The following is a 13,608-nucleotide window of genomic DNA, read 5'->3' as shown; positions in this document are numbered from 1 at the left end:
CCGGGGACTCCAATCCTCTATGCTTGCCGCAAACAAGGAGGTGTTTCATGCCCTATGACGAAGGCCACGCAACGCTTATGCGCGATGACTTGATGAGTGCCGGTGATTTACCCGGAGGTGAAGAAAAGCGCATGTTTGGCGGGCTTTGTTTTTTGAGCTTTGGCAATATGGTTTGCGGCGTTCACAAGGGCGGCGGCATGTATCGGGTGGGTCCGGATCGCTATGAAACCGCGCTTGCCCTACCCGGAGTTCAGGAACTGAGCTTTACCGGGCGCCCGATGAAAGGCATGGTCGAAGTGGACGACGATGTTTTGGCGGATGATGAGACGCGCGAAAAGCTGACCGAACTTGCCATGGCGTTTGCGGCCTCCCTTCCCCCGAAACCGCCCAAAAAACCGAAAGCCGCCAAAGCGAAACCGGCGAAAACACGATAGCCAAAACCGCATCAACGCGCTAAGACACCCGCCAAAGCAAAGGCAAAAGAGCATCTCATGTCTGATCAGGACCGCCCCCAGATTTATCTTGTGACCCCTCCGGAATTTGACCTGAGCAGTTTCCCTGCTCGGTTGGAGAAAGTGTTGCAAGGGGCTGACATCGCGTGTCTGCGCCTGTCTTTGGCCACGCATGACGAAGACCGACTTACCCGTGCCGCCGATGCCATCCGCGAGGTGGCGCATCGCGCTGATGTCGCCTTGGTGATCGATACCCATGTGGTTTTGGCCAAACGTTTGGGGCTTGACGGGGTGCATCTTCTTGATGGCTCACGCACCGTCCGCCATGCCCGCAAAGAGCTTGGACCGGATGCGATTGTTGGGGCCTATTGTTCGCAGTCCAACCACGACGGGATGTCCGCTGGTGAAGCCGGGGCCGACTACGTGTCCTTTGGGCCGGTGTCCGGTTCGCTGGGCGATGGGGAGTTGGCCGATCACGAGCTGTTCTATTGGTGGTCGCAGATGATTGAGGTGCCTGTCGTCGCCGAAGGTGGCGTAACTTTGGATCAGGTTAAAACCCTAAGCTCCGTCACCGATTTCTTTGCGATTGGCGAAGAAATCTGGTCGACGAACGACCCATTGGCAACCTTGAATTCGTTTGTTGCCGCAATGGGTTGAGGCATAAACCTCATCCAATAAGCTGTTGATCATCAAACCCCTGACGCACTTTGGCTTCCAATGCCGCCGCTAGGCTTTTTCGGTTGGGATAGGCATCAACGCGCAATGGGGGATGATAGATCAAAGTCACCGAACCATGGCGAGGCTGCGCCAGCATTTTGATCAAAGACGGACCAAAATCCATATCCCCCCACCAGCCATAAAACCGTGAATCGGCGCGAGCGGGGGCTTTATAAACAACACTAACCGGCTGCACCTGTAGCGCGTGTTGCAAACGCTCCGAGTAAAACGCCGCAAACAGCGTTGTTTTAAAGGGTAAAACCCGGCGGCTATCTGTCGAAGTCCCTTCGGGGAAAAACAACAATCGATGACCATGTAACAACCTGTCTTCAATGACCTTTGCGTGGGCTTTGGCCTCACGGCGATCTCGGTTGATAAAAACAGTGCCTGTAGCACGGGCAAGCCAGCCAATCCCGGGCCAACTCGCGACTTCGGCCTTGGACACGAAATAAACGTTCTTGCGGCTATTGAGCACAAAAATATCTAGCCAAGACGCATGGTTAGCGACAATTGCACCGGGTCCATCCATGCGCGGCCCTTTGGCCGTCAAACGCAGCCCCATAATCTGCAATGTTGCTTTGCACACAGCTTGCGTAATCCACGGTGTCCACGGGCGATCCATGCCAAAAAAAGGTCGCTCTAAGAACCGCAGGGCCAAAAGGACAATAAGCCCGCCAAAAATCACCACAGCCAATACCGGCAATCGGATCAACACCAGCACCCAACCGAGAGGTGATATTTTGGTGTTGTCGGGCCGTTCACCCGGGTCCCATGTTGGGCTCATTCTTTACGATCCTTAACATAGAGACCTCTTTGGCGGTCCGTCATTTTTGCCGTGTCCATGACCAAACACACATCTGTGGTGTTAAATGCGTGATCCACAAACGCGCCATCACCAACGCAACCGCCCAATCGAAGGTAGGCTTTTATAAGCGGCGGAATCTGTAGCATTGCCGCTTTGCGGTCAATTTGATCCTCAGGGACCAAGTCCATCACTTGGTATTCTCGTGCCTTTACGCGCAACTCTTCCGGTGCAAGGTGACGGTGATACAAAAGTGAGAGGCTTTGTGCCAAAGGTGCCGTTTTCGTGCCGTGAAAACTCGCTGTTCCAAAGAGAATCTCAATGTCATGGGCCAAAACATAGTCCGCCAACCCCTGCCACAAGTGAAACAAACCGGTGCCGCCCCGATACGAGGGCGCGACGCAAGATCGTCCTAATTCCAACAGCTTGCGGCCACTTCTTCGCAAGGGTCCAAGATCATATTCGTCTTCTGAATAGAATTGCCCAGCGGCCTTTGCCCCATTTTCTCGCAAGAGACGATACACACCAACGACGGCACGGTCCTTGGCCTCATCCAACAATAGCAAATGATCAAAGAAGGGGTCAAAATGATCTTTTTCGAGCTGTTTATCGTGATCGACCAGCGGTCCGTCGCCCCCAAGTTCGGACACAAAAACATCATAGCGTAAACGCTGAGCCGCTTCTAAATCCGCCGCATCCCTTGCCAGACGAACGCTAAAGCCTTGTGCTGTTGCAGCCATAAATGCATCCCGCGCTTATCACCCTAGCCGCTTCTAGGCAGGCAGAAAAAGATTGGCAAGTTCGTGATCTTAGTTAACTATTCAGAAACAGTTTGTCTCTAATGTTAACCTTCGTAAACCGGGATCAAAGCAACGCGAGCACCATCAATGACAACTTTACCCTGTTCGCGGAAGTTTACCGTGACCCGCCCGCCGATATTGGATTGTACCTGACCGGTGCCCCAATCGGGCTTGTGCGGATGTGTTACCAACATGCCCGGCTCAAGAATTGAGTTAAGATTGTCCATGTTTTCCACCTCATCACCTCTCCAAGAATTCGGAACTTTCTATGCCCCACTCAAGTGAAACACTAGCTACCTTAATCGGGTCGCGTCTGTGTCACGACCTTATCAGCCCGATTGGTGCCATCCAGAACGGATTGGAGTTGATGTCAATGGCTGGCGCTGCCGATACCAGCGCCGAGATGGAGTTGATTCAAGATAGCTGCGCGAGTGCTGCGGCCCGAATTCGGTTCTTCCGGGTTGCCTTTGGCAGCGCGGGTGATGCGCAAAAAATGAGCCGCAAAGAAACGGTCGCAACCTTGGATGGCTTGTGTAAGGGCACCCGCATGCAAGCGGATTGGCGACCCATGGACGACATGCGCCGCACCGAGGTTCAACTTGCTTATCTAGCGCATCTTTGCTGTGAATCTGCCATGCCCACAGGCGGCACAGTTACGCATGAACATGGGGCAGCGGGTTGGACGATTACCGCAACAGCACCTCGTCTTACGATCACAACAAACCTATGGGATCATCTAAACGGCTCAGCAGAACTGGCGGAACTGGCACCGAACCGCGTGCAATTTGCGCTTTTGCCGATCCTTACCGCGGATCGTGGCCACAAGCTTCACGCCTCTGCCAGCGAAACAAAATTGAGCCTGTCGATCACCTGATCAACAGACCCAAATTTTTATCAAGCACCCTTTAGGCCCGCGTTGTTCCGTCGCCAACCACGAGGTATTTAAAACTCGTCAGTTGCGCCGCCCCAACCGGGCCGCGCGCATGCATTTTGCCGGTTGCGATGCCAATTTCGGCCCCCATGCCAAATTCACCACCATCGGCGAATTGGGTCGAGGCGTTGCGCATCAAAATGGCGCTGTCCACCCGCTCAAAGAACCGGTTCGCGGCGTCATCATCCTCGGTCAGAATACAATCTGTATGGCTCGATCCGTATTGGCGGATGTGTGCAATGGCCTCGTCGATGTCATCCACCACTTTGGCGGCGATGATCATGTCGAGATACTCTTTGCCCCAATCCTCCTCGGTGGCTTCCTGGGTGCCTTCGATGGCCTTCAACACCTCACCGGCGCGCACTTCGACCCCGGCGTCTAGCAGGGATTTCACCAAGCCCTGACCGATGGTGTCAACGACATCGCGGTGGATCAACAAGCATTCAGCCGACCCGCAAATCCCGGTACGGCGGGTTTTTGCATTCATAACGACGGACAAGGCTTTAACCGGGTCGGCGGCTTTGTCGACATAGATATGAACGATGCCCTCAAGATGAGCGAACACTGGCACGCGCGCTTCGCGTTGGACCAAACCAACCAGCCCCTTGCCACCACGCGGCACAATCACGTCAACCGTATCGGTCATGGTGAGCAATTCACGCACGGCGGCGCGATCACGGGTTGGGATCAACTGAATCGCATCTTCTGGAAGGCCCGCAACACGCAGCCCAGCCGCCAGACAGGCGTGGATCGCGTTTGAAGAGTTGAACCCTTCGGAGCCACCGCGCAAAATGACCGCATTCCCAGATTTCAAGCATAGCGCACCGGCATCCGCCGTCACGTTGGGGCGCGATTCATAAATCACACCGATCACACCCAAAGGTGTGCGCACCCGACGAATGTTCAACCCGCTGGGTTGATCCCAGTCTTCGGTCACTTGACCCACGGGGTCGTCTTGGGCGGCAACGGCGCGCAGCCCGTCAACGATGCCTTGGATGCGCGGCTCGTCAAGCATCAACCGATCCATCATTGCAGCGGACAACCCTTTGTCGCGACCATAGTCCATGTCTTTGGCATTGGCGGCGATGATCTCTGCGCGCGCCTCCCAAACCGCATCTGCTGCGGCCTCAAGGGCGCGCTGTTTTACCGGGGCCGGGGCAAAGGCAAGCTCCGCTGCGGCGGCTTTTGCACGCGCACCGATATCGGCCATAAGGGCGGGGATATCTGTCAGGTCTTTCATGACGTCTTCCTTTGCTGAGGTGGTTTTAAACTTAATAAGAGGTGCGCCGTCAGACGTCTACAGGGCCATGTCATCGCGGTGTACCAACACCGCGCGCCCCGGATACCCCAAAACGGCTTCGATTTCGGAACTGTGTCGTCCGGCAATCGCACGGGCTTCGGTGGCGGTATAGCGGCAAAGCCCCTGCCCCAACGTCTCGCCAGATTGAGCTTGAATCGTAACCGGATCACCGCGCCCAAACCGCCCTTCGACACCGCTTAGCCCGGCCGGAAGCAGAGATTTGCCAGATGCCAGCGCCGTGGCAGCCCCCGCGTCGACCACCAAAACCCCTTGAGGTTTCATTGCCGAAATCCAGCGTTTGCGTGCCGTGTGTGGATCTGTTTGGGGTGTAAAAAGCGTATTCTTTGCGCCAGAAAGCAACCGTTTCAGCGGGTGGTTTTCCGCCCCGTGCATGATGATCATCGCACAGCCCGAAGCCGTCGCGGTTTTGGCCGCCAAGACCTTGGTTTTCATTCCACCTTTTGAGAGACCAGAACCGGCATCTCCAGCCATTCCCTCGATCTCAGGGGTGATATGATCTATGATATCAAGATGCTGGGCCGATGGGTCAATCTGGGGATTGCCAGTATAGAGACCATCGACATCCGACAATAAAACCAAGAGGTCGGCACCAACGGTGGCCGCGACCTGCGCCGCAAGCCGGTCATTGTCGCCATAGCGAATTTCATCGGTGGCGACGGTGTCGTTTTCATTGACGATTGGAACGGTGCCAAAGCCCAACAACGTCGACAGGGTCGCGCGAGAATTCAAATAACGACGACGATCGGCGCTGTCTTCCAAGGTCACCAAAACCTGAGCCGTGGTAAGGTCATGAGGTGCCAAGGCTTCTTGCCACGCACGCGCCAGCCGGATTTGTCCGACGGCCGCCGCCGCTTGTGATTGCTCCAACGACAATTCAGTCATTGGCAAGCCCAAAATCCCACGTCCCAAAGCGATGGAGCCGGACGATACCAAAACAACATCCGCTCCGCGTTGACGCAAATCTGCGATGTCCTGAGCAATGGCCCGCAACCAATCGGCGCGCAAATCGCCGCTAGACCGGTCGACCAACAAGGCCGAGCCGATCTTGATTACGATCCGTTTTGCGTCTCTTAGGGATGCCACGTCCCGTCCCCTTCTTCTTCAGGATCAACGGGTTTGTCGGCTTCGCGCCGGGCATCAACATGCGGTCGCAGGGCACGCAGGACTTCGGTCACACCTTCGCCAGAGGCACCAGACATGAGCAAGACATTCTCCGCCCCAACCGCTTTGAGTTCATCCTTGAGAAAGGCGCGTTCTTCGTCGTCCAACGTGTCGATCTTGTTCAAAACCGTCACGCGCGGCTTGTCGGCAAGCCCTTCGCCATAGGCTTCCAACTCATCGCAAATGGTTTTGTAATCCTCAAGCAACGAGCCCGAGCTACCATCAATCAGGTGCAACAAAACTGCACAGCGTTCGACGTGGCCAAGGAACAAATCGCCCAAGCCACGGCCCTCATGTGCCCCTTCGATCAAACCGGGAATATCAGCGACGACAAATTCATTGCCATCAACCAACACAACACCAAGGTTCGGGTGCAAGGTTGTAAACGGATAATCGGCGATTTTCGGGCGGGCGTTCGATGTCGCCGCCAAGAACGTCGATTTACCGGCGTTGGGCAGGCCAACAAGACCAACATCCGCGATCAATTTCAGGCGCAGCCAAAGCGTCCGGTTGATCTCTTCCTGACCGGGATTGGCGCGACGCGGCGCTTGGTTGGTCGAGGTTTTGAAGTGCAAGTTGCCCCACCCCCCATTGCCGCCTTTGGCCAACAAAACACGCTGCCCCAACTCGGTCAGATCGGCGATGACGGTTTCCTCGTCTTCGTCCAGAACCTCGGTTCCAACCGGAACACGCAAAACAATGTCTTGGCCGTCTTTACCGGTTCGCCCCTGCCCCATGCCGCTTTTGCCGTTATCGGCAAACCAGTGTTGCTGATAACGAAAATCGATCAGGGTGTTTAGCCCATCCACGGCCTCGGCCCAAACCGAGCCGCCTTTGCCGCCGTCGCCACCATCAGGCCCACCATATTCGATGAACTTCTCACGACGGAAGCTGATACAGCCGTTGCCGCCCCCACCAGAGCGAATGTAGACTTTGCAGAGATCAAGAAATTTCATCGCTTTGGCTTTCTATTCAGGACCTGAAGACCCAGGTTGGGGCGGTGTAGCTGGGAAGTTGAGTTTTCTCAAGCGGGCTTGGCGCGCTGCCAGTGATCTTTTGTCAATGTGACCCGGATTACCGGCATTTCTTTGCCATGAAAATACGCGTGACGCATGAGGGTTTTACCAGTCGGGAGGAACCCGAGTTTGGTCAAGACTTTTGGTGATCGCGTGTTGCCTTGGATCCAGCCGGACCCAATCTCATCCCCTTGCCCGTCAAAGAACCAGTCAACCATAGCGCGCGCCGCATCCGACATCACGCCGCGCCCCCAAGCCCGTTCAGCCAACCAATAGCCAAGTTCAGGCAAGGCGCTCCGGTTTGCGTCAAAACTGCGGGCGCTTTCAATCGAAATCATGCCAAGCGGCTCACCGTCGTCGACGATGACACGAAACCCCTCTTTGATAGCGAAACTCTCAATGAACTGGTCCGCATCCTCAATCCGATAGGGACAAGGAACGCTGGTCAGCCAGCGATGGACGTTGGGATTGGCGATGTCGCGGGTGATCCAGCTTGCATCTGCGGAACACATGGGCCGCAATACAAGCCGACCCATGTGCAAATTCAGCATGCTAGGTCAACTTTTTAAGATAAGTCCAAGTCGGGATTTTGGCATTGCGCGATACACAAAACGCCTCGGCATCGCCGATATATTCAAAGCCACAATTGACCAGAACACGGGCCGAGGCCGGATTGTCCTGAAACACACTGGCAAAGATCGTGTCGTTTTGCATCGGGTTCGCGGCGATCAAAGCCTCAACCGCTTGACTGGCCAATCCGGTGTTCCAAAACAACGGGGCCACCCAATAGCCAACTTCGGATTGGTTACGATCCATGCGTTTGAGCGTAATCGCCCCCATGACTTCGGCCCCACCAACCTTGGTGGCATCCATGACCCAGACATCTTCGTCACGCTCGGCATCGGTGACGCGATCGATCATCGCCGCAACCGCACCGGGGGGCAAAGGATGGGGAATGGTCGGGGTCATCTGAGCAACACGCTCATCCCCGGCATAGTGTTCCAACAACCCGATGTCAGATTGCTGAACTGGGCGCAAATCAAACCGCTCGGTCTCGACCAAGGGTTGTTGCTGCAAATCATCCAGGCTCATCTGCACTCTCCTCATGTGCATGCCTTTATCACTTAGGCATTGGAATTCGGTTAATCAGGGGTCTTGTCCTGAATGTGACCGGTCCAATTCACCTAAATGAAAAAGGGGACCGGCGGTGTGCCGATCCCCTATTGTTTTTCAACCTCTAGGTCGGCTTATTCAGCGGCCTCCGCCACTGGCAAGACCGAAATAAAGGTTCGGCCCTTGAGGCCTTTGCGGAAGGTGACTGCGCCTTCGACAGTTGCAAAGATGGTGTGATCTTTGCCCATGCCTACGCCTTCACCTGGCCAAAACTTGGTGCCGCGCTGACGCACGACGATATTGCCCGGAATAGCCGCTTGGCCACCGTACAATTTTACACCAAGACGACGACCAGCTGAGTCGCGACCGTTGCGGGAGGAACCGCCAGCTTTTTTATGTGCCATGTGTTGCTCTCCTTAGCCTTAGGCCAGTGTTTTGGCTTGCTCAACCCACTCAGCTTTGACCTTGGCACCTTCAAAGGTGTCGGCGTCAACTGCTGCGAGCTGTGCAAAAGTTGTGATGCCGGCTTCAACCAGCTTTTTGGCGGCGGCTGGGCCGACACCTGTGATTTCTGTCAGATCATCTGCGCCAGCGGCGGCTTCTGCTTTAGGAGCAGCGGCCTTTTTGGCTGGCTTAGCGGCTGCAGGAGCAGCAGCTTTAGGAGCGGAACCCGCGCCAATAGCAGCTTTAACGCCCGACTTGTCCGCACCTTCGGCCAAGATGTCGGTCACGCGCAGCAGGGTAAGTTGCTGGCGGTGGCCTTTGGTACGCTGCGAGCTGTGCTTACGGCGACGCTTGACGAAGTTGATGGTCTTTTCGCCTTTGATCTGGTCGACGATTTCAGCCTGAACGCCGGCACCTGCCACAAAGGGGGCACCGATGGCTGTGCTTTCGCCGCCAATCATCAGAATATCGTTGAACTGGACGGTTTCGCCCGCATCAGCAGCCAGCTTTTCCACACGGAGAATATCACCCGCCTGGACTTTGTATTGCTTGCCGCCGGTCTTGAGTACCGCGAACATCGCGTGTTTCCTTTCATATCGCGTTCTTCGGCCCCCGTTTCCGGGCGTTTGTGGCCACGGGTCTTTGCCCCTGGCCGCCTCGAACCGCGCGTCCCGTTTGGAACGTTCGTTTCAACAAAAACAAAAGGCGGAGCCGTAGCCCCGTCCTTTGCAGCGCGCTTATGCACGCGTGATATGTAGTTTGTCAAGCGAAGCCGCGTTTTTTCAGCTCCGCTTCTGCACTCTTGCGCCGACTACAAATCTTGGCCTTGCATTTGCTGTGCCGCAGCAAGACCCAACGCATAGGAAATATCGTCATACATTTGGTTAAAACCGGCAAAGAGAGCTTGGTTAAGTGCCCTGCCCTCTGGGCTTGATGAAAACGCGACATAGGCGTCAAGCTCGTCCTCTTCCAAAGGGCCATAGGCCATCATCAAAAACCCATAGAGCCATTCACGGGTATCGACACGGGTTTCGTCCTCTTGGGCCCAAACATCCGACAGGATTTCTCCTTCGCTCATCTCAAACCCGCCGCCATCGACCAAGCCTCGATAGAACTGAAACGACGCGTTCAATGCGCCGGTGACATTGGCCTCGATCAAGTCATTGGCCTCAATAAACGCCGTTACGCCCCTAAGTTCCTTGTCCTTGGCATCATAGTAGGACTGTCGTGCGGCCTGTTCGATGGCATCATCAATCATGGCCTGACGCGCGCTCAGCTCAAGCTTTACGACTTGCTTGCCGAGGTCTGAATTGAAAAAGGCCAACAGGGAATCGGTGTCCGCATCCCCTAACGCCGCCCCAAACTGGGCCCGCACCAATTGTTCCATTTTGGAAATATCGTAGATTTGATCGAGCAAGGACTGCCAATGGGCGTTCTGACCACCGGCAAACATGTCGGTGGCCATTTCCTGACCATAGGCGACACCTTCGTCACGCATAATGGTCAATAGCGCGTCCAATTGCAGAGCGTCCAACACATCGTCCGACGGCTCTGCATGGACAGGCAAAGCCAAAGTCATGGCCAAAAGACCAGCAATAAAACGGCGCAACATTCCGGTGTCCTTATCCTGTACACCCTATAACGGTAGGCTCCCTTGTCGGGATTTCCAAGGGGTCAGCGCCTTCATGAGCGGATTGTGTAAATTTCTTGTTGCACCCTCCCCCGTAGCGGTCTAAACGGCCCCTCACCAGACCCCCGCGGAGAGGTGCCGGAGTGGTCGAACGGGGCGGTCTCGAAAACCGTTGTGGGTGCAAGCCTACCCAGGGTTCGAATCCCTGTCTCTCCGCCACTACATCCAAAACTCTTGGTGAAAGTCAGCATTTTAGGATGGTGATACAACCTGCAGTCCGACGGTTATCCCCACGCATTGCAGGCATCGAAATGATGCGAGCATCGCACAGGTCACGTTTTGCAGATTGGGCTAATCGGACTGATTGTCGGTGTGCCCTCCCATTAATCTACAGACAGTCTCCGAGACAGCTTACTGAGCCTACATCCTGACGATCACTCTTAGACCCGCGAACGACAGGACCGACATTAAACATGGCTCGTCGCGTCGTATCAGTACCCGCGACATCGCCCAACAGGTGACAATCGCCACGGCCACAATATGCCCATACTCCAAATAGATATTCTAAAACATGCCATTAGTCATTCACAATAAACAACTAGTCTATTTGCCAGCAATGGGCAGGAGCGAAAGGAGCCCTTCCTTCCTAAATACCCGCCCATGACGCTTATTTCGGGTTGCCGCGCGGACATCCGCTACAAAATGGTGAGGCGGATTTTTCATCTTGAGAAGGAGAATGCCACCGGAAGGTTTGAGGTTTCAAAAACTTTTATAGGGGCTTTTGGCATTGCAAAGGACACGCTCGAACAGGCAGAAGTAGCCATTCGCTGCGATCGCAAAATCCCTTTGCAAGCGAACTCTCAGCTTGCCGGACGAAAGACCACTCGTGACATTTACACCAATGACGCAATCACGACCTCTAGCCAGCAAGAGTCACGGTACAAAAGAGCTCACGTAGTCGCTGACATTGACACCGAACCTGCGCTGAAAGGCGCGGCGCATGCGTTGAATGTCTCCAAAACCGCTCAGCCGCGCGACGTCTTTTAACGGAAGTTTGTCGGCAAAGAGCCCACGCGCATGATCAATGCGGACCCGTTCCACAAACTGCCCAGGGTTCTCTTGCAGATCGCGTTTGAAACGGCGGGTGAGCGTTCGCGGGTTCATACCTGCGGTTTGGGCTAATGTCTCAAGCGACCAGTCGAGATGCGGTGCGGCAACGACCTGCTCGATCAATCGGGTCAGTGCATCGTCTTTGGTAAACTGCCCGGCCAGATGCATGGCATATTGGCTTTGCCCTCCTGTGCGCCGCAACTGAACCACCAGTTCCCGTGCGACAGCCAACGCGACTTCCGTTCCGCAATCCGAGCGGATTATGGACAGGGCTAGATCGATCCCTGTTGTGACTCCCGCTGATGTAAAGATCCGGTCTTGCTCCGTGCAAATCTGATCAAGGTCCCACAAAACGCGATCATACTGTTTGGTTTCAGCCAAACGGGACCAATGCGTTGTCGCTGGCCGTCCATCCAACACGCCTGCCGCAGCAAGCAGTAAAGCGCCGGAACAGATCGAGATGACGCGCCCCTCGGGCTTGCGGTCAAGATGGTCAGCAATGACCCCGCACACGACACCATTAGGGATCAAAACATCAACACCAGTGCCGCCTGGTATAAGCAGATCATCGCAGTTCGAGTCAGATGACAGCGACGCATCGGGCATCAAACGCATGCCGCAACCGGCCCTGACAGGACCCCCATCAACCGACACGTATCGCACATTGTATCGCTTTTGACCGTTTGCAAGGGCCGTATCAAAAGCCTGAACCGGACCAGATACATCGAGCAGATTGACGTCATCAAAGATCAAAACGTCGATTGTTCGAGATTTTCCAGTTTTGTCTGTATTTGACGCCATGTTGACATATTAGACATACCCGGAGTGATTTACAAAGCCCATAACGCAACCTGATTTGGGGAACGACGATGCAAAGGTCATTCGTGGCGCGGAACAGCAATTACTTGGGTTTGCTGGTGGCCAACACAATCCTTGGGTCAGCCATGCCGATGCTAATCATTCTCGGCGGGTTGGCCGGCCTAATGCTTGCCCCTTCAACTGCGTTGGCAACGCTACCGGCGTCCCTTCAGACACTTGCAGGGTTGCTCTCTGCTGGGCCGTTTTCGCTCATGATGAGCAAACGAGGACGAAAAGCCGGATTTGTCGCCGGCGTTGCCTGTGCCGTCTTGGGGGCAATGATCGGCGCTAGAGCCCTGTTTGTTGATAGTTTTCCATTGATTTGCTTGGCTCATCTGACATTGGGCGCAGCACTTGCATGTTTCCAGTATTTTCGGTTCGCGGCTGCTGAAACTGTCAGCGCAGAGTGGCAACCCGTTGCAATCTCTCTAATGCTTACATCCGGCCTAGTAGCCGCCTTTGTCGGTCCACAACTGTTCATCGCAACCAAAGATGCACTGGCCCCGATCCCATTGGCGGGCGCATATGCGGCGCTTGCTGCTCTTTCGATTGTTGGTTTGGGTCCTCTGGCGTTGACGCGACTGCCCGTCCCCACACATGGCGCGGCACAAAGCCTAAGGGAACGTCTGTCCTCCCTATCGGTTTTGAAGCATCGGTCAGTTCGGCTTGCTGTTGGGATGGGAGCCGTTTCTCAAGGCATCATGGTTTTCTTGATGGTCCCGACGCCGCTTGCTATGATTGGCTGCGGTTTTGATGAGGACATGGCGGGTGATGTCATCCGTTGGCATGTTGTGGCGATGTTTGCGCCGAGCTTTTTCACCGGGTTCTTGGTCCGGAAATTTGGCGTTCATCAAATCGCGCTTATCGGGCTGGCACTGCTGATTATGTCCTCGATAACAGCGCTTAGCGGGCAGACCTCGGCACATTTTTACGGATCGCTTGTCCTGTTGGGGATAGGATGGAACTTTGGGTTTATTGGCGCGACGACGATGCTTGCAAGCGCAGTATCTGAAGACAAAAAGGGGGTCGTTCAAGGCGCGAATGAAACTGTGATCGCACTGGTGTCAACGGTCTGCGCATTCGCCGCGGGCGCAATTATAGCTGGATTTGGATGGGCAGTGCTTGCCGTTGTTTCGCTTGGATTGCTCGCGGTGGCACTGGCGGTGTCTTTGAAAGAAATCCGCCTCGCCAGACGGCTTTAACAAGTGGCCCAGAGCATGCGCATTTGGGCTACTTCTGATCCGGGGAAGGCT

General features: G+C 55.1%; 16 protein-coding genes and 1 tRNA gene. 5 read left to right on the top strand and 12 right to left on the bottom strand.

What is annotated here, in order from left to right; translation table 11 throughout:
* The first annotated feature begins 47 nt into the window (after nt 1-47).
* Both Q1A43_RS07595 and Q1A43_RS07590 read left to right on the top strand, forming a co-directional pair.
* Nucleotides 48-434, top strand: a complete 387-nt coding sequence (locus Q1A43_RS07595) for a TfoX/Sxy family protein (protein ID WP_299933896.1) — start codon at nt 48-50, stop codon at nt 432-434.
* A 57-nt stretch (nt 435-491) separates the two neighbouring features.
* A complete protein-coding gene (locus Q1A43_RS07590) occupies nt 492-1,109 on the top strand; it encodes a thiamine phosphate synthase (RefSeq protein WP_299933894.1) in 618 nt (205 codons plus the stop codon).
* A gap of 10 nt (nt 1,110-1,119) precedes the next feature.
* Here the strand turns inward: Q1A43_RS07590 and Q1A43_RS07585 are convergent, their stop codons facing one another.
* The 3 genes from Q1A43_RS07585 to Q1A43_RS07575 all read right to left on the bottom strand — a co-directional run bounded on the left by Q1A43_RS07585 (nt 1,120) and on the right by Q1A43_RS07575 (nt 2,998).
* Nucleotides 1,120-1,953, bottom strand: coding sequence for a 1-acyl-sn-glycerol-3-phosphate acyltransferase (locus tag Q1A43_RS07585; protein ID WP_299933892.1), 834 nt, complete (start codon nt 1,951-1,953; stop codon nt 1,120-1,122).
* Entirely contained in the window at nt 1,950-2,711 is a 762-nt protein-coding gene (locus tag Q1A43_RS07580) for a GNAT family N-acyltransferase (protein WP_299933890.1), read from the bottom strand. Before Q1A43_RS07580 ends, Q1A43_RS07585 begins: the two co-directional genes overlap by 4 nt.
* 104 nt (nt 2,712-2,815) lie before the next feature.
* Nucleotides 2,816-2,998, bottom strand: a complete 183-nt coding sequence (locus Q1A43_RS07575; protein ID WP_299928471.1) for a DUF3553 domain-containing protein — start codon at nt 2,996-2,998, stop codon at nt 2,816-2,818.
* 146 nt (nt 2,999-3,144) lie between these two features.
* Here Q1A43_RS07575 and Q1A43_RS07570 point away from each other — a divergent pair, with 146 nt between their 5' ends.
* Nucleotides 3,145-3,645, top strand: a complete 501-nt coding sequence (locus tag Q1A43_RS07570) for a histidine phosphotransferase family protein (RefSeq protein ID WP_299933888.1) — start codon at nt 3,145-3,147, stop codon at nt 3,643-3,645.
* Between the two features lie 31 nt (nt 3,646-3,676).
* On the opposite strand, the gene Q1A43_RS07565 is transcribed toward Q1A43_RS07570, so the two are convergent.
* From Q1A43_RS07565 to Q1A43_RS07530, 8 genes are all read right to left on the bottom strand, one after another.
* A complete protein-coding gene (locus Q1A43_RS07565) occupies nt 3,677-4,942 on the bottom strand; it encodes a glutamate-5-semialdehyde dehydrogenase (protein WP_299933886.1) in 1,266 nt (421 codons plus the stop codon).
* A gap of 57 nt (nt 4,943-4,999) precedes the next feature.
* Nucleotides 5,000-6,106, bottom strand: coding sequence for a glutamate 5-kinase (gene proB, locus Q1A43_RS07560; RefSeq protein WP_299933884.1), 1,107 nt, complete (start codon nt 6,104-6,106; stop codon nt 5,000-5,002).
* Nucleotides 6,094-7,140: a GTPase ObgE gene (obgE, locus tag Q1A43_RS07555; RefSeq protein WP_299933882.1), complete on the bottom strand. Its 1,047-nt coding sequence runs from the start codon at nt 7,138-7,140 to the stop codon at nt 6,094-6,096. The genes proB and obgE overlap by 13 nt, the downstream gene beginning before the upstream one ends.
* 68 nt (nt 7,141-7,208) lie before the next feature.
* On the bottom strand, nt 7,209-7,736 hold the full coding sequence (locus tag Q1A43_RS07550; RefSeq protein ID WP_299934235.1) for a GNAT family N-acetyltransferase: 528 nt from the start codon (nt 7,734-7,736) through the stop codon (nt 7,209-7,211).
* Nucleotides 7,737-7,752: 16 nt separating this feature from the next.
* Nucleotides 7,753-8,292, bottom strand: coding sequence for a GNAT family N-acetyltransferase (locus tag Q1A43_RS07545; protein ID WP_299933880.1), 540 nt, complete (start codon nt 8,290-8,292; stop codon nt 7,753-7,755).
* A gap of 155 nt (nt 8,293-8,447) precedes the next feature.
* A complete protein-coding gene (gene rpmA / locus Q1A43_RS07540; RefSeq protein ID WP_097804027.1) occupies nt 8,448-8,717 on the bottom strand; it encodes a 50S ribosomal protein L27 in 270 nt (89 codons plus the stop codon).
* An 18-nt stretch (nt 8,718-8,735) separates the two neighbouring features.
* Entirely contained in the window at nt 8,736-9,335 is a 600-nt protein-coding gene (locus Q1A43_RS07535; RefSeq protein ID WP_299928492.1) for a 50S ribosomal protein L21, read from the bottom strand.
* A 233-nt stretch (nt 9,336-9,568) separates the two neighbouring features.
* The gene (locus Q1A43_RS07530; protein WP_299933878.1) at nt 9,569-10,369 is read right to left on the bottom strand and encodes a DUF2059 domain-containing protein; all 801 of its coding nucleotides are present in this window, start codon (nt 10,367-10,369) and stop codon (nt 9,569-9,571) included.
* Between the two features lie 147 nt (nt 10,370-10,516).
* Between Q1A43_RS07530 and Q1A43_RS07525 the strand changes: the two genes are divergently transcribed.
* A tRNA-Ser gene (locus Q1A43_RS07525) sits at nt 10,517-10,606 on the top strand.
* Nucleotides 10,607-11,320: 714 nt separating this feature from the next.
* On the opposite strand, the gene Q1A43_RS07520 is transcribed toward Q1A43_RS07525, so the two are convergent.
* Nucleotides 11,321-12,298, bottom strand: coding sequence for a DJ-1/PfpI family protein (locus Q1A43_RS07520; protein WP_299933876.1), 978 nt, complete (start codon nt 12,296-12,298; stop codon nt 11,321-11,323).
* A 68-nt stretch (nt 12,299-12,366) separates the two neighbouring features.
* Here Q1A43_RS07520 and Q1A43_RS07515 point away from each other — a divergent pair, with 68 nt between their 5' ends.
* Nucleotides 12,367-13,557 carry an MFS transporter gene (locus Q1A43_RS07515; protein ID WP_299933874.1) on the top strand — a complete coding sequence of 397 codons (1,191 nt, stop codon included), beginning with the start codon at nt 12,367-12,369 and terminating at the stop codon, nt 13,555-13,557.
* Nucleotides 13,558-13,608 lie beyond the last annotated feature (51 nt).

It is taken from the genome of uncultured Pelagimonas sp. (assembly GCF_947498515.1).
GTDB lineage: Bacteria > Pseudomonadota > Alphaproteobacteria > Rhodobacterales > Rhodobacteraceae > Pelagimonas.
This window is presented reverse-complemented; position numbering and strand designations above follow the sequence as displayed.